Annotated in this window: 19 protein-coding genes; 11 read left to right on the plus strand and 8 right to left on the minus strand. The window is 65.2% G+C overall.

Features of this window, described 5'->3' with window-relative positions; all coding sequences use genetic code 11:
- Positions 1–192 precede the first annotated feature (192 nt).
- From ccoN to VKM35_RS05200, 10 genes are read left to right on the plus strand one after another with little or no spacing between them, the layout of a single operon-like run.
- A complete protein-coding gene (gene ccoN / locus VKM35_RS05155; protein WP_324319116.1) occupies positions 193–1,674 on the plus strand; it encodes a cytochrome-c oxidase, cbb3-type subunit I in 1,482 nt (493 codons plus the stop codon).
- A 10-nt stretch (positions 1,675–1,684) separates the two neighbouring features.
- Positions 1,685–2,299 (plus strand): cytochrome-c oxidase, cbb3-type subunit II, encoded by a 615-nt coding sequence (gene ccoO, locus VKM35_RS05160; protein ID WP_324319053.1) that lies wholly within the window; start codon positions 1,685–1,687, stop codon positions 2,297–2,299.
- Positions 2,300–2,303: 4 nt separating this feature from the next.
- Positions 2,304–2,444, plus strand: coding sequence for a cbb3-type cytochrome c oxidase subunit 3 (locus VKM35_RS05165; RefSeq protein WP_324319055.1), 141 nt, complete (start codon positions 2,304–2,306; stop codon positions 2,442–2,444).
- A complete protein-coding gene (ccoP, locus tag VKM35_RS05170; RefSeq protein ID WP_324319056.1) occupies positions 2,441–3,337 on the plus strand; it encodes a cytochrome-c oxidase, cbb3-type subunit III in 897 nt (298 codons plus the stop codon). Before VKM35_RS05165 ends, ccoP begins: the two co-directional genes overlap by 4 nt.
- Positions 3,338–3,350: 13 nt before the next feature.
- Positions 3,351–3,641, plus strand: coding sequence for a hypothetical protein (locus tag VKM35_RS05175; RefSeq protein WP_324319058.1), 291 nt, complete (start codon positions 3,351–3,353; stop codon positions 3,639–3,641).
- A gap of 5 nt (positions 3,642–3,646) precedes the next feature.
- Positions 3,647–5,191, plus strand: coding sequence for a 4Fe-4S dicluster domain-containing protein (locus VKM35_RS05180; protein ID WP_324319060.1), 1,545 nt, complete (start codon positions 3,647–3,649; stop codon positions 5,189–5,191).
- A complete protein-coding gene (locus VKM35_RS05185) occupies positions 5,188–5,688 on the plus strand; it encodes a FixH family protein (protein WP_324319062.1) in 501 nt (166 codons plus the stop codon). The genes VKM35_RS05180 and VKM35_RS05185 overlap by 4 nt, the downstream gene beginning before the upstream one ends.
- Positions 5,685–8,087, plus strand: a complete 2,403-nt coding sequence (locus VKM35_RS05190) for a heavy metal translocating P-type ATPase (RefSeq protein WP_324319064.1) — start codon at positions 5,685–5,687, stop codon at positions 8,085–8,087. The genes VKM35_RS05185 and VKM35_RS05190 overlap by 4 nt, the downstream gene beginning before the upstream one ends.
- Entirely contained in the window at positions 8,084–8,263 is a 180-nt protein-coding gene (ccoS, locus tag VKM35_RS05195) for a cbb3-type cytochrome oxidase assembly protein CcoS (RefSeq protein ID WP_324319066.1), read from the plus strand. Before VKM35_RS05190 ends, ccoS begins: the two co-directional genes overlap by 4 nt.
- Position 8,264: 1 nt before the next feature.
- Complete coding sequence (locus tag VKM35_RS05200) at positions 8,265–8,990, plus strand: sulfite exporter TauE/SafE family protein (RefSeq protein WP_324319068.1); 726 nt, start codon at positions 8,265–8,267, stop codon at positions 8,988–8,990.
- A 12-nt stretch (positions 8,991–9,002) separates the two neighbouring features.
- Here the strand turns inward: VKM35_RS05200 and VKM35_RS05205 are convergent, their stop codons facing one another.
- The 3 genes from VKM35_RS05205 to VKM35_RS05215 all read right to left on the minus strand — a co-directional run bounded on the left by VKM35_RS05205 (position 9,003) and on the right by VKM35_RS05215 (position 13,980).
- Positions 9,003–9,803 carry a helix-turn-helix domain-containing protein gene (locus VKM35_RS05205; RefSeq protein ID WP_324319071.1) on the minus strand — a complete coding sequence of 267 codons (801 nt, stop codon included), beginning with the start codon at positions 9,801–9,803 and terminating at the stop codon, positions 9,003–9,005.
- Positions 9,796–11,859 carry a S9 family peptidase gene (locus VKM35_RS05210; protein ID WP_324319073.1) on the minus strand — a complete coding sequence of 688 codons (2,064 nt, stop codon included), beginning with the start codon at positions 11,857–11,859 and terminating at the stop codon, positions 9,796–9,798. The genes VKM35_RS05205 and VKM35_RS05210 overlap by 8 nt, the downstream gene beginning before the upstream one ends.
- Positions 11,860–11,961: 102 nt before the next feature.
- Positions 11,962–13,980: an OPT family oligopeptide transporter gene (locus VKM35_RS05215; RefSeq protein WP_324319075.1), complete on the minus strand. Its 2,019-nt coding sequence runs from the start codon at positions 13,978–13,980 to the stop codon at positions 11,962–11,964.
- A gap of 129 nt (positions 13,981–14,109) precedes the next feature.
- Here VKM35_RS05215 and VKM35_RS05220 point away from each other — a divergent pair, with 129 nt between their 5' ends.
- Positions 14,110–15,870, plus strand: coding sequence for an oligopeptide:H+ symporter (locus VKM35_RS05220; RefSeq protein WP_324319077.1), 1,761 nt, complete (start codon positions 14,110–14,112; stop codon positions 15,868–15,870).
- A 135-nt stretch (positions 15,871–16,005) separates the two neighbouring features.
- Here VKM35_RS05220 and VKM35_RS05225 read toward each other — a convergent pair whose 3' ends face one another.
- The 5 genes from VKM35_RS05225 to rfbB form a co-directional block, all read right to left on the minus strand.
- Positions 16,006–16,977, minus strand: coding sequence for a hypothetical protein (locus VKM35_RS05225; protein WP_324319079.1), 972 nt, complete (start codon positions 16,975–16,977; stop codon positions 16,006–16,008).
- A 216-nt stretch (positions 16,978–17,193) separates the two neighbouring features.
- On the minus strand, positions 17,194–18,102 hold the full coding sequence (rfbD, locus tag VKM35_RS05230) for a dTDP-4-dehydrorhamnose reductase (RefSeq protein ID WP_324319081.1): 909 nt from the start codon (positions 18,100–18,102) through the stop codon (positions 17,194–17,196).
- Positions 18,099–18,656: a dTDP-4-dehydrorhamnose 3,5-epimerase gene (rfbC, locus tag VKM35_RS05235; RefSeq protein WP_324319083.1), complete on the minus strand. Its 558-nt coding sequence runs from the start codon at positions 18,654–18,656 to the stop codon at positions 18,099–18,101. The genes rfbD and rfbC overlap by 4 nt, the downstream gene beginning before the upstream one ends.
- On the minus strand, positions 18,653–19,549 hold the full coding sequence (gene rfbA, locus VKM35_RS05240) for a glucose-1-phosphate thymidylyltransferase RfbA (RefSeq protein WP_324319086.1): 897 nt from the start codon (positions 19,547–19,549) through the stop codon (positions 18,653–18,655). Before rfbA ends, rfbC begins: the two co-directional genes overlap by 4 nt.
- Complete coding sequence (gene rfbB / locus VKM35_RS05245) at positions 19,546–20,613, minus strand: dTDP-glucose 4,6-dehydratase (protein WP_324319118.1); 1,068 nt, start codon at positions 20,611–20,613, stop codon at positions 19,546–19,548. The genes rfbA and rfbB overlap by 4 nt, the downstream gene beginning before the upstream one ends.
- Positions 20,614–20,631: the final 18 nt, after the last annotated feature.

A 20,631-nucleotide genomic window follows, 5' to 3' on the forward strand; every position in this document is an offset into this window, starting at 1 on the left:
ATGACTCGCTCCCGATCCTGTCTGCCGGGATGATCCGCGCCGGCCGCCGCGGCCGCCTTGATCCATGTCAGCCACTTCGCTGCCCGTCGGCGGCGCTGCGCGCCAGCTGTCAAGACCGTGGACTTGACCTCCGTCAAAGCCAGGACCACTGTCGACCTCGATAATCGCGGCAGTGCGAGCAAGGAACCGACGATGGCGCAGACACCCGTGACAGAAACCTACAACGACAAGGTCGTGCTGCAGTTCGCGGTGATGACCGTGGTCTGGGGCATCGTCGGCATGCTGGTCGGCGTCTACATCGCCGCGCAGCTGTACTGGCCCGCACTGGGCTTCGACATTCCCTGGCTGGGCTACGGCCGCCTGCGTCCGCTGCACACCAACGCGGTGATCTTCGCGTTCGGCGGCTGCGGCCTGATGGCGACCAGCCTGTATGTCGTGCAACGCACCTGCCACGTGCGCCTGATCAGCGACAAGCTCGCCGCCTTCGTGTTCTGGGGCTGGCAGGCGGTGATCGTGCTGGCCGCGATCACGCTGCCGATGGGCCTGACCCAGGGCAAGGAATACGCGGAACTGGAATGGCCGATCGACCTTCTCATCGCGGTCGTCTGGATCGTCTACGCGATCGTCTTCTTCGGCACCATCGGCAAGCGCCGCGTGCGCCACATCTATGTCGCCAACTGGTTCTACGGCGCCTTCATCCTCGCGGTCGCGTTGCTGCACATCGTCAACAACCTCGCGCTGCCGGTGAGCCTGGGCAAGTCCTACCAGATCTACACCGGCTCGGTCGATGCGATGGTGCAGTGGTGGTACGGGCACAACGCGGTCGGCTTCTTCCTCACCGCCGGCTTCCTCGGAATGATGTATTACTTCGTGCCCAAGCAGGCCGGGCGCCCGGTGTATTCGTACCGCCTGTCGATCGTGCATTTCTGGGCACTGATCGCCATCTACATGTGGGCCGGCCCGCATCACCTGCAATACACCGCGCTGCCGGACTGGGTGCAGTCGCTGGGCATGGTGTTCTCGCTGATCCTGCTCGCGCCAAGCTGGGGCGGCGCCATCAACGGCGTGATGACGCTCTCGGGCGCGTGGCACAAGCTGCGCACCGACCCGATCCTGAAATTCATGATCGTCGCCATTTCGTTCTACATGATCGCCACCTTCGAGGGGCCGATGATGTCGATCAAGACGGTCAACTCGCTGAGCCATTACACCGACTGGACCATCGGCCACGTGCATGCCGGTGCGCTGGGCTGGGTGGCGATGATCACCATCGGCTCGCTGTATTCGCTGTTCCCGCGCCTGCTCGGCGTACCGTCGATGTACTCGACCAAACTCATCGACACGCACTTCTGGGTGCACACCGTCGGCGTGGTCGTGTACATCGCCTCCATGTGGATCGCCGGCGTGATGCAGGGCCTGATGTGGCGGGCGACCAATGCCGACGGCACGCTCACCTACACTTTCATCGAGTCGCTGAAGGCGACCTATCCCTACTATTTCGTGCGCATGACCGGCGGCATGCTCGTCGTCGCGGGCATGCTGATCATGGCCTGGAACGTCTGGCAGACCTTCCGCATCGCGCCCCGCCGCAGTGAAACGCCGGTGCTGTTGCCGGCCGCCGCCAGCCCTGCGGGCATGGCGCCGCTCACCACCGCCGCCGAAGCGAACGCCTGAGGAGATCGCCATGGCCAATCATTCGCATGAAAAAGTGGAAACCAACATCAGCCTGATGGCGATCCTGATCGCGGTGGCGATCAGCTTCGGCGGCCTCGCCGAAATCGTGCCGCTGATGTACCAGGCCGAGGCGATCAAGCCGCTGCCGGGCGTGGTGCCGTATCCGGCGCTGCAACTGGCCGGTCGCGACATCTACGTGCGCGAGGGCTGCTACAACTGCCATTCGCAGATGGTGCGCACGCTGCGCTTCGAGACCGAACGCTACGGCCATTATTCGCTGGCCGGCGAATCGGTGTACGACCGCCCCTTCCAGTGGGGCAGCAAGCGCACCGGGCCGGACCTGGCGCGCATCGGCGGCCGCTACTCGGACGACTGGCACCGCGTGCACCTGAGCAATCCGCGTGACGTGGTGCCGGAATCGAACATGCCGGCGTATTCGTGGCTGGCCAAGACCGAGCTCGATCCGGGCACGGTGGTCGCGCACATGCGCGGCCTGCGCACGCTGGGCGACCCCTACACGGACGCCGACATCGCCGGTGCCGGCGAGGCCGTCGCCGGAAAAACCGAACTCGATGCCCTGGTCGCCTATTTGCAGGGCCTGGGCAAACACGCGCCGCGAGGCTGACCCGATGATCACCGGTATCGTCACCGCTCTCCTGATCGCCGCTTTCGTTTTCGGCACCGCCTGGGTTTACAGCGGCAGGCAGCAATCCGAATACGACCGTGCGGCACGTGTGCCGCTTGAAGACAACGTGGAGGAATCGCCATGAGTCCTGGCTGGTCCGGCTACGTCATCGCGATCGTCGTGCTCAACATCGTCGGCGCGGTCTGGCTGCTTTGGTGGACCGGGCGTCGGCGCGCCGGCGATCCCAGCGCCGAGAGCACAAGTCATTACTGGGATGGCGACATCACCGAATACAACAACCCGATGCCGCGCTGGTGGATCAACCTGTTCTATCTCACCATCCTCTTCGCCATCGCCTACCTCGCCTGGTATCCGGGTTTCGGCGCGTTCAGCGGGCGCGGCGGCTGGAGTTCCGCCGGCGAACTCGCCGCCGACCAGGCCGCGGCGGAAAAACTGCTGGCCAGCCACTTCCAGAAATTCTCGCAGCAGCCTATCGACGTGATCGCCCGCGATCCGCAGGCGATCGCCACCGGCCAGCGCATTTTCGCCAACACCTGCGCGACCTGCCATGGCTCCGATGCGCGCGGCGGCAAGGGTTTCCCCAACCTCGCCGACGACAAGTGGCAGTGGGGCGGCGCGCCCGAGACCATCTTGCAGACCATCCAGAATGGTCGCCAGGCGGCGATGCCGCCATTCGCGATGGCGCTGGGCGACCCCTCCAACGTGACCGCGACGGCGATCTACGTGCAGAGCCTGTCGGGCATGAAGGTCGATCCGCTGATGGCCAGCATCGGCAAGCAGAGTTTCTCCGGCATCTGCGCCGCCTGCCATGGTGCCGACGGCAAGGGCAATCCGGCGATCGGCTCGGCCAACCTCACCGACGACTACTGGTTGTACGGCAATGGCATCGACGACATCCGCGCGGCGATCGAGCATGGCCACAACGGGCAGATGCCGGCGCACAAGGCCATCCTCGGCGAAACCCGCACCCGCCTGGTGGGTGCCTACGTCTATTCCCTGTCGCATCCGAATCGCTAAGCGGGAGCAGCGCGTGAAACTCGAAGCCGAACGCCGGTTCGACCATCCACCGCGGCCACTGGTGCAGCGCATCGGCGCGATCCTGTGGCCTTCGTTCTTCGCCGCCGGTGTGACGACGATGGTGTTCTTCGCCTTCGTCGATCCGCTGCAGCTGCGCGACATCACGTTTCCCGGCCTGGTGCTGAGCCGCGAAGCCGGTTACACGCTGGCCTTCTTCCTGCTGTGGGCGGCGACTGCGAGCTCAAGCCTGTTCACCTGGATCCTGCTGCGCCCCGCGAGCCGCTACAACCAGCCCCTGCCCTGACCGCCGTGGCCAAACCCATCGCCAGCGCGCTGCTCGAAGAAGGCTCGCTCTATCTTTCCGAGCGCAAGGTCTATCCGCGCGAAACCGGCGGCCGTTTCCAGCGCCTGCGCGTACTCGCGGTGATCGTGCTGCTCGGCATGTACTACGTTTTCCCGTGGCTGTCGTGGAGCGGGCGGCAGGCGGTGCTGTTCGATCTGCCGGCGCGCAAGTTCTACATCCTCGGGCTGGTGTTCTGGCCGCAGGATTTTTTCTTCCTCGCCCTGCTGCTGATCATGGCGGGCCTGTCGCTGTTCTTTTTCACTGCGCTCGCCGGTCGCCTGTGGTGCGGTTATGCCTGCCCGCAGACGGTCTGGACGGAAGTGTTCCTGTGGATGGAGCAATGGACCGAAGGCGACCGCCCGCAGCGCATGAAACTCGATGCCGCGCCCTGGTCGTGGACGAAAGCGCGCCGCAAGCTGAGCAAGCACGCGCTGTGGCTGGTGTTCGCGCTGTGGACCGGCTTCACCTTCGTCGGCTTCTTCACGCCCATCCACGATCTCGCGGCGCGCCTGTGGCCGTTCGCCTGGAGCGGCTGGGAAAGTTTCTGGGTGCTGTTCTATGCGTTGGCGACCTGGGGCAATGCCGGCGTGCTGCGCGAACAGGTCTGCAAGTACATGTGCCCGTATGCGCGCTTCCAGAGCGCGATGTTCGACCGCAACACGCTGATCATCAGTTACGACCCGATGCGCGGCGAGCCGCGCGGTGCGCGCAGGAAATCGCAGCTGGCCAGCGTGCTCGAGCGCGCGCGTGGCCTGCTGCCCGTGGACGTGGCGACCAGCGCGGTGATCGCCGCCGCGCACCTCGAGCGCGGTCCGGAGGCACGCGTAACCACGGGTCTGATCGTCGATGCGCAGCACGACCTGCCGGCAGCGCCACAAGTGACGACGCCGGAGGATCTCGGCGACTGCATCGACTGCACGATCTGCGTGCAGGTCTGCCCGACCGGCATCGACATCCGCAACGGCCTGCAATACGAATGCATCGCCTGCGCCGCCTGCGTCGATGCCTGCGACGCAGTGATGGATCGTATCGGTTATCCGCGCGGACTCATCCGCCACACCACGCAGAACGCCGTCGACGGCAAGCCGACGCGGGTATTGCGTCCGCGCGTGTTCGTCTACGGCCTGCTGCTGCTGGCGTTGCTGGTCGGCACCGTCGCCGGCATCGCGATGCGCACGCCGCTGATCGTCGATGTGCTGCGCGACAAGCAGCTGTATCGCATCGGCCAGGATGGCCGCATCGAGAACGCCTACACGCTGCGCATCATCAACAAGGACGCGCGCGCCAAGACCTTCGCGTTGTCCATCAGCAGCGCTGCGCCGTTGAAGCTCGCGACCGGGAATTTCCGTCTGTCCGCGGCCGCCGAAGAAGTGCTCACCGTGCCGGTCACCGTGAGTGCCGCACCAGGAACGGTACACGGCCGCGCCGATCTGGATTTCGTGGTCAGCGAGCCGGGCACCGCGCTGCAGCAACGCGAGGAAGCGCGGTTCTTCGGGCCAACCTCGCCATGAACGCAGCCACGGCGTGGTATCGACAACAGGTGCTGTGGTTGGCTATCGCGTTGCCAGCGCTGATCCTGGTCGCGCTGGCCAGCACGCTCGCCATTGCACTGGCAGGCAGCAGCGATGCCGCACCGGAACCGGTGCAGCGTACCGCCGACAGTCAGGTCAGCGACCTCGCGCCGGATGCGCGCGCACAACAGCTGGGGTTGCTGGCGACGTTGCAGCTCACGCCCGACGGCCATGATGTCCGCGTCGTCGTGCGACCGGCGCCGACGGCGGACATCGACACGCTGACGCTGCAATGGGTGCATCCGATCCAGGCGGCGAAGGACGTCGAGGTATCGCTGCGCCGCGACGGCGACGGCTGGCGCGGCCACAGCGCCACGCCGCTCGCCGGTCGCTGGCGACTGCGCCTGCAACCACAGCAAGGCGAATGGCGTCTGGTCGGGCGGCTGGCGGCGGGCGAACACGATGCGCTGCTGCAATCGGCATTGTCCACGCCATGAATGCGATCGCCGCGCGTGCCGTTGCATCGACACCGGCAGTGCGCGGACAGTGTTTCCATTGCGGCGAATCCCTGTCGACGCAGGCCTGGCAGGTGGAGATCGACGGTCGGCGCGAGTCGGTGTGTTGCGCAGGTTGCGCCGCCGCAGCGAACTGGATCCGCGAGGCTGGCCTCGCCGACTACTACCGGCTGCGCCAGCACGATAGCAATCGCGTCGACGCTGACCTCGGCGACTTCCGCAGTTGGGATCGCGACGACGTGCAGCGCGGTCATGTGCTGGCGACGCCGACGGGCTGCGAAATCACCCTCGCCGTCGAAGGCCTGCGCTGCGCGGCCTGCGCCTGGTTGATCGACCGCGCGCTCAGCCGCGAAGACGGCGTCGACCACGTCAGCGTCAACGCGATCACCGGCCGCCTGCGCCTGGCCTGGCAACCGCAGCGCACGCGTCTTTCGCATCTGCTGGCGACGTTGGCGGGCCTGGGCTACCGCCCGCACCTGGCCGGCGGTGAAGCGCTGGAGCGCGCGCGGCGCAGCGAACGCAACACCTTGCTGCTGCGGCTGGGCCTGGCCCTGCTCGCGGCGACGCAGGCGATGATGTTTTCCGAAGCGCTGTATCTCGACAGCGCGCACGAGATGTCGTTGGCCACGCGCGATCTGTTCCGCTGGCTCACCTTTCTGGTGTGCACACCCGTGGTCGTGTATTCGGGCGCACCGTTTTTTACCGGCATGCTGCGCGAATGGCGGCAACGCCGCGTGGGCATGGACACGCTCGCGGCCAGCTCCATCGGCCTGGCCTACCTGGCGAGCCTGGAAGAAACCGTTCGCGGTGGCGCGCAGGTGTGGTTCGACGCCGCGGCGATGTTCGTATTGTTCCTGTTGACGGCGCGATTGCTCGAACGCTTCGCGCGGCAGCGCGCCGGCGCGCAAGTGGACCTGCTTGCGCGCGCGCAGCCGGCACTGGCCTGGCGCGTGGATGGCGCGCGCTGCGAACAGGTGCCGATCGGCGAGCTGCGGACGAGCGACGTCGTGCGTGTGCCCGCCGACGCCAGCGTTCCGGCCGATGGCGAACTGCTCGACGCCAGCGCCGCCTTCAATGAGGCGCTGTTGACCGGCGAAGCGACGCCTTGTCGCAAGCAGCGCGGCGACCGCGTACACGCCGGCAGCATCGCCGACCGGCAACCGGTGCAGGTGCGTGTCACGGCGATAGGCGCGGCGACGCGCTTGTCGCAGATCCAGCGACTGGTCGAACGCGCGCAGGCACAACGCCCGGCGCTCGCGCGCAGGGCCGATCGCCTCGCCGGCGTTTTCGTGCTGGCGATGATCGTCGCGGCGCTGGCCACGTTCGCCTACTGGTCGCAGCATGATGTCGGTCGCGCCTTCGCCATCGGTTTGTCGGTACTGGTCGCCGCCTGCCCTTGCGCGTTGTCGCTGGCGGTGCCGGCCGCGTTGTCGACCGCCAGCGATGTGCTGGCGCGCGAAGGCGTGCTGGTGATCGGAGACGAGGCCATCGAACGCCTTGCCGGCATCGACACCGTGCTGCTCGACAAGACCGGCACGTTGACACGCGGCGCGCCGACGCTGCTGCGCACCGAGACTTTCGCCGAACTCGATGCCGGGCAGGCACGGCAATGGGCCGCTGCACTGCAACGCGACAACCGGCATCCGCTCGCCAGCGCCTTCGGTGACAGCGACCTTGTCGCCGCCGAACAGAAACTGCATCCGGGCCTGGGCATCGAAGGCGTGCTCGGCCAGCGCCGCCTGCGCCTGGGGCGCGCCGATTTCGCCGCAGCCGGCAGCGATGACGGGGCCGTGTGGCTGGGCGACGGCGCCGTGGCACTGGCGCGCTTCGAAGTGCGCGACGCGTTGCGCGACGATGCCCGTGCCTGCGTCGATCGCCTGCGCGCGCTCGGCCTGAAAGTCGCGGTGATCAGCGGCGATGCCGAACCAGCGGTGCGTGAAATCTGTGCCGCACTCGCGATCGACGATTACCGGTCGCGCCAGGGCCCGGAAGACAAGCTCGCGCGCATCCGCGAATGGCAGGCGCGCGGTCATCGCGTGCTGATGCTCGGCGACGGCATCAACGATGCGCCGGTGCTGGCCGGCGCCGATGTCTCGATGGCGATGGGCCAGGGCTCGGCGTTGGCGCAGGGCGCGGCGGACGTATTGCTGCTCGGCGAGCGCCTGACCCGGCTGCCGCTGGCGATCGCGCTGGCGCGACGCACGCAGGCGCTGATCCGCCAGAACATCGCATGGGCTTTGCTCTACAACATCGTGGCGGTAGCGATTGCCGCCGCCGGCTGGGTGCATCCTGGCCTCGCGGCCCTGGGCATGGCCGGCTCATCCTTGCTGGTGACGCTGAATGCCTTGCGCCTGCGTCGCGGGACGGCGACGCCGGCATGAACATCCTACTGGTGCTGATCCCGATTTCCCTGGCCTTGCTTGGCCTGGCGATCGCGGCATTTTTCTGGGCGGTACGCAGCGACCAGTTCGAGGATATGGATAGCGCCGCGATGGATATCCTGCGCGAAGATCCGCCACCAATGCGCGACGACGACAACGCGCGGATCGGGGAATGACATGCCGATCGATCTGCTGACGCTGACCGCGGCCTGGCTCAGCGGCCTGTTCGGCGGCGTGCATTGCCTGGCCATGTGCGGCGGCATCGCCACTGGCTTTTCTGCGACGTCGCGCGCGACGAATGCGTTTCGTCATGCGCTGCTGCTGAACCTGGGACGCATCGGCGGTTACACGCTGGCCGGTGCGCTCGCGGGCGGATTGGGCGGCGGCGTGTTGCGCATTGCGCGCGTCGACGGGCTCGCACTCGGTTTGCGCACGCTGGTGGGGTTGGTGCTCGTGGTGACGGCGCTGCGCCTGTTGCTACCCACGCGACTCGCCGGTTTGTCGCGGCTGGGCCATCGCGTCTGGCAGCTGTTGCAACCCTTGCGCGAACGCACGCTGCCCGCGCAAGGTCCGGCGCGCACGCTGGTGCTCGGTCTGTTCTGGGGCTGGTTGCCCTGCGGATTGAGCACCACCTTGCTGATGGCGGCGTGGCTGGAAGCCAGCGCGCTGCACGGCGGGCTGTTGATGCTGGCGTTCGGGCTGGGCACGTTGCCGCTGATGACCGGTGTGAGCTGGAGCGGCGCGCATTTCGCCCGGCATCTGGCGCAGCTACGCTGGCGCATCGCCGCTGCGGCTGCAATCGCCGTCGCCGGACTGGTGACGATCACCGCGCCCTGGCTCGGTCTCGATGCCCATGCCCATGCCGTGCTGACGGCACTGGGCTGTCGCTCGCTGCTGCGCTGACGGCGCGCCCGGTCAGCGTTGCGCGCGGCTTCCGCTGACGTAGTCGTGGGCGAGGCCATTCAGGCGTTCGCCATCGAGGATCTTCATCTCGCGGCCATGCACCGCGATCACGCCGTCGTCCTGCATCTTGCTGAGCGTGCGGCTGACAGTCTCGATCACCAGGCCGAGGTAACTGGCGATGTCCTCGCGGCTCATCGGCAGCAGGAAACTGTCGCCGGGGCGTCCCAGCGCCCGGTAACGTTCGGAAAGCTGGTGCAGGAACGTCGCCATCCGCTCCTGGGCATTGCGTCGCCCGAGCAGTTCGATGTGCTGCTGATCGCGGCCCATGCTCTGACCCATGATGCGCAGCAGCTGATGCTGCAATCCGGGCACCTCGGAGGCTACCGATTCAAGTTGCGCCAACGGCACTTCACAGACGTCCGCGCGCGTCAGCGCCTGGGCCTCGCAGGCATGCTGGCCGCTGCCGAGAGCATCGAGCCCCATCAGCTCGCCGGGCAGATGGAAGCCGAGCACCTGCAGATCGCCAAGCGCGTCGGCCGCCGTGGTCTTGAACACGCCTTCGCGCGCGACATACAGCGACCCAAGAGCCTGCCCGGCATGGAACAACACATCGCCGCGCGCCAGCGGGCGCCGCGACAACACGATGCGATCGAGGCGATCGATATCCTCGCGGCCGATGCTCGCCGGCAGGCACAACACCTTCAGCGAGCATTGCGAGCAGCTGCGCCGCAGGCGCGCGAGGTCGATGACCCCGGCGCCCCCCGCCGGTGCGGCCGCACTCGCCGGCACGCTCGGGTCGCGGCCTTCAACCACCGAGATGCTTCTTCAGCCAGGCATTGACGGTGTCGTGCCACATCACGCTGTTCTGCGGTTTGAGCACCCAGTGGTTCTCGTCGGGGAAATACAGCAGCTGGCTGTCGATGCCGCGACGCTGCAGCGCGGTGAACGCGCCGATGCCCTGCTCGACCGGAATGCGGTAGTCGAGCTGGCTGTGCACGATCAGCATCGGCACGCGCCAATCCTTGACGTGATTGACCGGATTGAATTTCTCGATCGCCGCCGGCGCGTCGTAAGGCGTGCCGCCGTTTTCCCATTCGTTGAACCACAGTTCTTCGGTCGAGTAACCCATCATGCGCGCGTCGAACACGCCGTCGTGGCTGACCAGGCATTTCCACGGCTGCGGCCAGTTGCCGGCGATCCAGTCGACCATGTAACCGCCGTAGCTCGCGCCGAGCGCGCAGGCGTTGCCGCCGTCGAGGAAGGAATATTTCTTCAGCGCCGCCGCCCAGCCTTTCTGCAGATCTTCCAGCGGACGATCACCCCAATGCTGCGAGATCGCGTCGGTGAACGCCTGGCCGTAACCGGTCGAACCGTGGAAATCGACCATCACCACCGCGTAGCCCTGGCCGGCATAGGTCTGCGGATTCCAGCGATAGCTCCAGCCGTTGCCGAAGCTGCCCTGCGGCCCGCCGTGGATAAGGAAAGCGACCGGATATTTCTTGCCGGCCTGATAGTTCGCCGGCTTGACCACGTAACCGTGCACGGTCTCGCCGTTCCAGCCGATGAAGTTGAATTGCTCGAAATCGCCGAACGCGGTGTTCTTCAACACCTCGGCATTGTTGATGCTGACCTGGCGCGGCGAACTGCCATCGGCGCGCGCGGCGAACAACTGCGCCGGCGATTTCAGCGTGTCGCGGGTGAACACCAGCGTGTCGCCGGCGATCGCGAAACCGCCGATGCTGCCGTCTTTCGCCACGTTCGCGACTTCGCCATTGGCCACGTCGACGCGGAACAAGGGATGCTGGCCCATTTCCTGCGACTGCGTGTAGATCGACTTGCCGTCGTCGGACAGCACGATCGTGTCGGCGGACGCATCCCAGCGCGAATCGATCTCGTGGCTCTGGCCGCTGGCCAGGTCCATCGCCATCAACGCGAAGCGATCGGCTTCGAAGCCCGGGCGCTTCATCGCACGGTAGTACAGCGTCTTGCCGTCATGGCTGAACACCGGGCCGGCGTCCCAGGCTAAGTTTGCTGCCGTCAGATTTTTGGGCAACGCCTTTCCGCTTGCGGGAACGAGATAGATATCGAAGTTGGTGGACCACGGCTCCGACTTGCCGGCGATGCGCGCGTTGAACGCCACCGACTTGCCATCGGCCGACCAGGCGAATTCGTCGATGTCGCCGAAAGGCTTCGACGGCACGTCGCCATCGATGCCGCGGCTGAGCTTGAGCGGCTCGCCGGAAAGTTTTCCGTCGCTGCCGAAGCCGGCGACGAACAATTGATTGCGGCGACCGTCGGCCCAGGTGTCCCAGTGCCGGATGAAAACCTTGTCGAACACCTGCCCGCTGGCCTTGTTCGCCGCGGAATCATCCAGGCGTTTTTTCGTGCAGGCGAGATTGGCGCAACCGTTGAACACCTCGAACACCACCAGCGCCGACTTGCCGTCCGGCGACAGCTTGAAGCCGCCGACATCGAGCGCGTAATCGGACACCTGCACGGCATCGCCACCGGCGACCGGCTGTGACCACAGCTGCATCGAACCGGATTTCGCCGCGAGGAAATACACCGTCTTGCCATCACGCGAGAACGCCGGGCTGTTGACGTTGAAACCGGCGGCGGTGAAGCGCACCGGCGGCGCGGCATCGCGCGCGACCAGATCCTCGATCCACAGGCTGGTGCTGCCCTTGTTGGCGGCGTAATCAGTCTGGCGCACGGCGAACACGACCTTGCGCCCGTCCGGCGACAACGCCGGGCTGGAGACGCGCTCGAGGTTGACCATCGTGCGGACATCGAAAGGCTTGCCAGCCTGTGCGGCCATCGGCAGCAAGGCGGCCAGCAACAGCGGCAGGCGGACGGAACGAAGGATCATGGCGAACTCCAGCAGAGAAGCGGCGACAGGAAAACGAGGATGTTGGGGAGACACCGCGGCACTGAAAGCCAGTGCCGCAAAACGGAGACGAAAGGGTCGCGATCAGCTCGCCGTCGCGCGCCGACCCAGGCGCTCGACCCAGCGATAAAGCAGGAACACCGCCGCGACGAACGCCGCGCCGCCGATCCAGAAAGCCGCGCCGGCAAAGCTGTCGCCGACCAGTGCGAGCGGTGCATCCTTGCCCGAGAACGCGACGACGGCGGCGATCAATACGCCGATCAGGCCTTCGCCGACGATCATGCCGGACGCCAGCAAAATGCCGAGTTGCTTGACGGCTTCCGGCTTGGCGCTGCGCTCGGCACGACGGTCGTAATAAGCGCCGACGAACGCACCGACCACCACCATCAGGGTCGCCGACGTCGGCAGATAAATGCCCAAGCCCACGGCCAGCGGCGACAGATGCGCGGATTTGCTGAAGCGGCGCAACAGGACGTCGAGAATGATCAGCACGACACCTATGCCCGCGCCGATCCCGATCAGGTTCCACTGGATATTGTTCTGGATCACGCCCTGCGCCAGCGCCGAAATCAGTCCAGCCTGCGGCGCCGGCAACGCGTGTGCCGGATCAGCACCCGGCGCGCCAGCGAAACCATAGGCATGATTGAGCAGGCTCAGGATCGGCGGAATGATCGCAGCGCCGGCGAAAACGCCGACGACCAACGCCCATTGCTGCTTGGACGGCGTGGCATCGACCAGCTGTCCGGTTTTCAAATCCTGCAGATTGTTGTTGGCGATGGCCGCGACGTTGAACACCACCGCCGTCACGAACAGCGCGAACGCGACCAGACCTTTTTCGTGGCCCGGCTGCAGCAGCGGCTTGACGCCGAACACCAGCAGCAGCGCCGCACCGATCACCACCAGGATACCGACACCCGACAACGGACTATTGGATGATCCGATCAAGCCGGCCATATAACCGCAGACCGCCGACACCAGGAAGCTCATCACCACGCAATACACCAGACCGCCGATCACCAGCAGCCACATGTGATCGCCGAGCCCGCTGACGATGCTGAAGTGGCCGAACAACCACGCGATCGGCACGAAGCTCACCAGCGTGATCACGCCGACCACACCGATCGGAATGTCCTGCTCGGTGCGCGGCAGGCTGGCGGCATTGCCGGACTTGCGCAGTCGCGAGGCGCGCATCGCCGAAGCCAGGCCATCGGCGACCGGCTTGACCAGTTTGAGCAGCGTCCAGATCGCCGCCACGCCAATCGTGCCCGCACCGAGGAAACGCACCTGATGCGCCCAAGTCGCCTGCGCGGCATCCGCAGCAGGGCCGGCCATGCCGGCCATCGCTGAGAAATGCGGCACTGCCCAACCCCAGCCAATCACTGCGCCCAGCAACATCGCCACGCCCACCCACAGGCCGACCAGATGCCCGACCGCTAGCAGTGCCATCGATAATTGGAAATCGAAACCGCTGACCGGGCCCTTGTCGCTGCTGCCGAAACGGAAGTACTGCGCGATGTCGCTGGCGAAAACTTTCGTCGCGACGATCACCGAGAACGCAGACGCGCTGATCGCGCCCCAGACTACCGCCTGCAAACCAGCGCGGCTTTCTTCCACGCCAACGCTGTCGTCGCCGCTGCCGACCTTCAACACTTCCGCGCAGGCCACGCCTTCGGGATAGGGCAGATCGGAATTGGTGACCAGCGCGCGTCGCAGCGGGATCGAATACATCACGCCGAGCACGCCGCCGAGTGCGCAGATCAGGAAGGACTCCCAATACGGGAAGCCGGTCCACCAGCCGATCATCACCAGCCCGGGCAATACGAAGATGATCGAGGAAAGCGTGCCTGCCGCCGAGGCGACGGTCTGCACGATGTTGTTTTCCTGGATCGTGGAATTCTTGAAGTTGCGCAGCAGAGCCATCGAGATGACGGCGGCGGGAATCGAGGTCGCGAAGGTGAGTCCGGCTTTGAGGCCGAAGAACACATTCGCGGCGGTGAACAGCACCGTGATCACGATGCCGAGGATCAAAGCGCGCAGGGTCAGTTCGGTGCGTGGCTCGGCAACGGGGACAGGCGCGATGGCCTCGGTCGAATTCGGAGTCATGGTCGGTGCCGGGTCGCGGAAAAAGGTGCCCGATGTTGACACGGGACCCGCCCCGCGCAAAGCGGCTACCGGCGCGTGGGTATACTCGGGCATTGCCCCGCCCGGGCCCCACTCGTACCAGGAATCCGCGTGAACCAAACCGCCGCCCTGCCCGCCAGCGACGAATTCCTCGGCCACCCGAAAGGCGTCTTCGTCTGCTTCTTCACCGAGATGTGGGAGCGGTTCTCCTTCTACGGAATGAAGGCCTTGTTGTTGCTGTACCTGATCGAGCACCACAAGTTCGGCGACTCGGTCGGCCTCGATGTGCTCGGCGCATACGGCGGATTGGTCTACTGCATACCGGTGTTCGGCGGCATGCTCGCCGACCGCTACCTGGGCATGCGCAAGGCGGTGGTGTTCGGCGGCATCCTGCTGTGCCTCGGGCATTTCGGCATGGCGTTCGAAGGGCATACCGCGACCATCGCCAACGGCGTGGTCACGCGCGATGACGGCGCCTTGCGCGTGTTCTATCTGTCGCTGTCGCTGATCATCATGGGCGTGGGCTTTCTCAAGCCGAACATTTCCACCATCGTCGGAAAGCTCTATTCGCAGGACGATCCGCGCCGCGATTCCGGTTTCTCGCTGTTCTATGCCGGCATCAATCTCGGCGCGTTGTTCGCCTCCATCGTCTGCGGGTATCTCGGCCAGACCTTGGGCTGGAGATACGGTTTCGGCGCCGCCGGCATCGGCATGGCGCTGGGCCTGGCGCAATTTCTCTGGGGCCAGAAATACCTGCGTGGGCACGCCGAACCGCCGAAGCCGCTGGCACCCGCAATCGAATGGTCGATCTATTTCGGTGGCTTCGCCGGTCTGTTGCCGCTGGCTGGCCTGATGTGGGCGGTGGCCAATGGCGCCTTCAAGTTGCCCGGCGACATTTCCTTGGCGTTCGGGCTGATGATGCTGGTGATGCTCGGCGTGCTCGTGTGGTTCATGTGGTACGTGCTGGCCAAGTGCACCCCGGTACAGCGACACCAGATGATTTCGCTGATGACGCTGATCTTCATGTGCCTGGTGTTCTTCACCCTGTACGAGCAGACCTACGGCAGCTGGGTGACCTTCACCGATCGCCTGATGACCAAGGACATCGTGCCCGCTCTTGTGATCACCACCGGCACGCCGCTGCCCTGGTCGATCATCTCGCTGCTGCTGGCGCCGCTGTCTTTCATGGTCGCGGCCAGCCTGTCGGATCGCAACCCGGCGTCGAAGGCGCCGAAGCTGCTTTTCGCCGGTGCCTTCGTGCTGATGCTGATCTTCCTGGTACGCGACTCGGTGGTGCTGCCGCAGACCGGCGGCTCGCTGACGTATCTCGGCGCGATTTTCCTGGTGCTGCTGGCGCCTATCTTCTCGGGCTTATGGGGCTGGCTGGACAAGTTCAACGCCGATCCGTCGAAGCCGATCAAGAGCGCGATCGGTTTGATGTTCGGTGGCCTGGCCTTCGTGCCGATGGCACTCGCTGCGCAATACGCCGGCGCCAGCGGTGAGCAGGCGAGCGTGTGGTGGCTGGTGCTCGCGTATTTCGTGCTCGAAGTCGGCGAGATGTGCCTGTCGCCGGTCGGGCTGTCGGCGGTGACGCAGTTGTCGATGCCGCGCGTAGTCAGCCTGATGATGGGCACGTGGTTTCTGGCAACGGCATTTTCGGAAACGCTGGCGGCGCTGCTGGGCAAACTCGCCTCGCTGGACAAGGAATTGCCCAGCGGCGGCACGCTGGTCGCGCATTCCGCGGAATGGACGACGGCTGCCGCGAAATACGAGCACCTGTTCTGGCTGATGATGTGGGTGGGCCTGGGCTTCGCCGCCCTCGCCTTCGTCTTCTCGCCGCTGATCCGTCGCGGCATGCATGGCGTCAAGTAGCCGCAGGAGCGGTCATGACCGCGATTGCTTGAGGTGGCCTCGCCAGATTCGTCGCGGCCAGGTCCGCAGCTATAGGGCGGCCACAAAAAAGGGCGGAATTTCTTCCGCCCTTTTTCTTGCCTTCGCTGATCCGGATCAGTTGTTGATGCCGAAACTCAGGAACAAGCCGCGCATCGAGAGACTGTCGTTGCGGTCACCCAGCGCGGCGTAGTTCGGCACGTAGACCGAACCGAGTGTCGGACCACCGTCGGTCGCGGTGAACTGCGTGGTATCGAGACCGCCATGGCGCAGATCCTGGTAACCGAGGCTGAGACTGCCGCGCTGCGGACCCATCGCAAAAGTGAAACCCACTTCCGCACGCCACATCCGTTGCGTCGCGCCAACGCTGCTGCCGCCCGGCAAGGCATCGGTCAACGTGCCGTCGAGGGTGTGGTCGCGATCGCCACTGGCATGCGCCTGCTGGATCTCGGCCTTGACGAAGCCGCGCGTGGCGAATTCCTGCTTGAAGCGCAGACCCGCGACCCAGCCCGTGTGGCTGAAGTGCGTCGCCACCGTCTGCTGGAACACGCCGTCGCTGCTGAAAGGAATCGTGTCCAGTCCTTCGCGCACGTCGTCGAACTTCATGCGCCGGATGCCCAGATAAGGGCTGAGCGTGGTCTTTGGCGTGAGCTGGAAGGCCCAGCCGGCGATCAGGTCGGTGTTGCTGCTGCGGTAGTTGGAGGTGAAGTTGCTCGTCGTACTGCAATCGGCCTCGTAGAAATTGTTGGAGGCGATGCATGGCGAGGAATCGGCGCCAGTCAGCGCCGGCGCAGTGCCATTGAGATTGGCGTGGGTAATCGCCAGTTCGACGAACAACGGCGAAGAGAAATCCAGGCCCATCCGCAGCGAGCGATCATCACCCGAGTTGAAGCCAACGCCCGGCAACTCGGTGAAGTTGGTGGCGGTCGCATCGACGGCGAATTCATACGGATACTCCGCACCGCTGGCCTTGAGGTGGCTGAATTCGACGCTGCCATAGAGCGTCGGTGCCGCCGCGAAAGTGGCGGGAGCCATCAGGCACAGGCCGAGACCGGCAGCCAGAGACAGCGCAAGCGTGTTTCTAATCATTGTTTCTCTCCTGCAGGACGAAGGGGCAAAAAAAGGATCGGCTTGAAATCATGCCGCCGTACAGCGACTCCGCGGCACCAAACAGGACAACGCGAGGGCTAGTGGATCATGGACAGCGAACGCTCTACAACCCAATTCCACTCCTGGGAGCGGGCATGACCGCGATTGTTTGAATAGGCATGGCAAGCTCGTCGCGGTCATGCCCGCTCCTACAAATTACAGGGTGCGCGCCTCGGCCATCTCGCCGATCACTTCGCGCAGGCCCACGCGCCAGTCGGGCAGGCGCAGACCGAAATCGTTGGCGAACTTGCTGCAATCCAGGCGCGAATACGCGGGGCGCTTGGCCTTGGTCGGATAATCGCTGCTCGGGATGCCGAGCAGGCGCGGCGCGCGCTCGATGACTTTCGCCGCCAGCGCTTCGGAATAGATCGCCGCGGCGAACTGGAACCAGCTGCATTCGCCATCGGAAACGACATGCCAGGTGCCGTTTCCCTCGTGTTTCTTCGCCAGCGCCAATGCGGTGCTGGTGGCCAGCCAGCGCGCCGGCGTCGGCGAACCGATCTGGTCGTGGACGATGCGCAATTCCTCGCGCTCCTTCGCCAGCTTCAGCGCCGTGCGCAGGAAATTCTGTCCGCGCGCGGCGTACACCCAGGCCGTGCGCAGGATCATGTGGCGACAGCCGCTGTTGCGCACCGCTTCCTCACCGGCGAGCTTGCTGCGGCCATAGACGGCAAGCGGATGCGTGGCATCGTCTTCGCGCCAGGGCCGCTGGCTGTCGCCGCCAAACACGTAATCGGTCGAGTAATGCACCAGCCGCGCGTCGGCGCTGCGGCAGGCCTGCGCGAGTTCGCTCACGGCTTCGGCATTGACGCGTTGTGCCAGTGCCGGTTCGTCCTCGGCGCGATCGACGGCAGTATGCGCGACCGCATTCAATACCAGTTGCGGTCGTTGTTCGGCGATCAATTCCGCGAGAGCGCCGGCGACCGCGAAATCGATTTTCCCGCAGCGCTGCGCACCCGGCAGCTGTCCCGAATACGTGTACGGCAGGATCTCGCCCAGCGGCGCGCAGGCGCGGTGCAATTCGTAGCCCAACTGTCCGTCGGCGCCAAGAAGAAGGATTTTCATGCGCGATACTCCGGCAAACGATCAGGGCTGATGGCATCGAAGAAAGGTGCGCGTTCGTCCTTGTCCGACAGGTCGGGCGCGCTCACTGGCCAGTCGATCGCGAGACGGGCATCGTCCCAGCGGATGCCGGCGTCGGCCTCGCGCAGATACGGCGCCGTGCACAGATAGTGGAAAACCGCGCGCTCCGACAACACGACGAAGCCATGCGCGAAACCTTCCGGAATCCAGAACTCGCGTTTGTTTTCCGCGCTGAGGATCACCGCCGTCCAGCGCCCGAACTGCGGCGAGCCGCGACGGATATCGACGGCGACATCGTAGACCTCGCCTTCGAGCACGCTGACCAGTTTCCCCTGCGGTTGCGGCCACTGGTAATGCAGGCCGCGCAATACGCCGCGTCCGGAGATGGAAACATTGCTCTGCACGAAATCCAGATCCAGCCCAGCCTGCGCCCACTTCGGCTTGTTCCAGGATTCGTAGAAGGCGCCGCGACTGTCGCCGAACACCTGCGGCTCGATGATCTTGCAGCCGGGCAGATCGGCATCGAGGATCTTCATTCGACGCGCTCGTGGTCGAGCAGGCTCAGCAGGTATTGGCCATAGCCGTTCTTGGCCAGCGGCGTCGCGAGTTCGCGCAACTGCGCCGGCGTGATCCAGCGGTTGAAGAAGGCGATTTCCTCGGGGCAGCACACGCGCAGTCCTTGTCGCGCTTCGATGGTCTCGATGAAATTGGACGCCTGCAGCAACGACTCGTGCGTGCCGGTGTCGAGCCAGGCGTAGCCGCGGCCGAGTTTTTCCAGGTGCAGCGCGCCCTGTTCGAGATAGCAGCGGTTGAGATCGGTGATCTCGAGTTCGCCGCGGTGCGAAGGTTTCAGGCCGGCGGCGAAATCAGGCGCGCGGCCATCGTAGAAATACAGACCGGTGACGGCGTATTGCGACTTCGGCTGCGCAGGCTTTTCTTCCAGGCCGACGACGCGACCGTCGCGATCGAATTCGGCGACGCCGTAACGTTCCGGATCCTTGACCCAGTAGCCGAATACCGTCGCACCGTCGCGGCGGGCATCGGCGCGCACCAGCAATTCGGTCAGGCCCTGGCCATGGAAAATGTTGTCGCCAAGCACCAGGCAGCTGGGCGCACCGGCGAGGAAATCGCGACCGATCAGGAAGGCCTGCGCGAGACCGTCGGGGCTGGGCTGCGCAGCGTATTCGATGCGCATGCCCCATTGCGAACCATCGCCGAGCAGGCGCTTGAACAATTCCTGTTCGTGCGGGGTGTTGATGATCAGCACGTCGCGGATACCAGCCAGCATCAGCACGCTGAGCGGGTAGTAGATCATCGGCTTGTCGTACACCGGCAGCAGCTGTTTGCTGATGCTCTGGGTGATCGGATACAGGCGCGTGCCCGAGCCGCCGGCGAGAATGATGCCCTTGCGTTGCATCGTGCTGCTCATGCCACCACTCCCTGGCCGATGCGTTCGAGGCGATAACTGCCGTCGAGCACCTGCCGCGTCCATGCTGCGTTGTCCAGATACCAGTCCACCGTGTCGGCGATGCCCTTTTCGAAACTCAGTGTCGGCGCCCAATCGAGTTCGCGCTTGAGCTTGCTCGCATCGATCGCATAGCGACGGTCATGCCCAGGTCGGTCGGCGACGTAGGTGATCTGGCTTTCGCGCGGCCTGCCGTCGGCGCGCGGGCGGCGCGCGTCGAGCAAGGCGCAGAGTGTTTTCACCACGGCGATGTTTTCGCGCTCGGCATCGCCGCCGATGTTGTAGGTCTCGCCGACGCGGCCGGCGGCGAGCACGCGCCGGATCGCCAGGCAGTGGTCGCCGACGTACAACCAGTCGCGGATATTGCGGCCATCGCCGTACACGGGCAGCGGATCGCCGGCCAGCGCTTTCTGGATGATCAGCGGAATAAGTTTTTCCGGGAATTGGTACGGGCCGTAATTGTTCGAGCAATTGGTCGTCAGCGTCGGCAGGCCATAGGTGTGTTGAAAGGCGCGGACGAGATGGTCGGAAGCGGCCTTGCTCGCCGAGTACGGCGAGTTCGGCGCATACGGTGTTTCTTCGGTGAAGGCGCCGGAATCGCCGAGCGAACCGTAGACCTCGTCGGTGGACACATGCAGGAAGCGGAACGCGCCGCGCTGCGACTCCGGCAATGCGCGCCAGTAATCGCGACTGGCTTCGAGCAGCGACAGCGTGCCGACGACATTGGTCTGGATGAAAGCGGCCGGGCCGTCGATGGAGCGGTCGACGTGGCTTTCGGCGGCGAAATTGATTATGGCGGTCGGCTGATATTCGCCGAGCAGGCGATTGACCAGGGCGCGATCGCCGATGTCGCCGGCGACGAAAACATGCCGCGGATCATTCTTCAATCCGGCCAGGGTGTGGACATTGCCGGCATAGGTGAGCGCATCGAGGTTGACGATGCGCAGCTCCGTCCCCGCCGCCAGCGCGCCGATGACAAAATTACCGCCGATGAACCCGGCACCGCCCGTGACCAGCCAAGTCTGCATGTCCATCCCTGCGTTCCC

The organism is Arenimonas sp., assembly GCF_035312645.1.
In the GTDB taxonomy this organism is placed as follows: domain Bacteria; phylum Pseudomonadota; class Gammaproteobacteria; order Xanthomonadales; family Xanthomonadaceae; genus Arenimonas.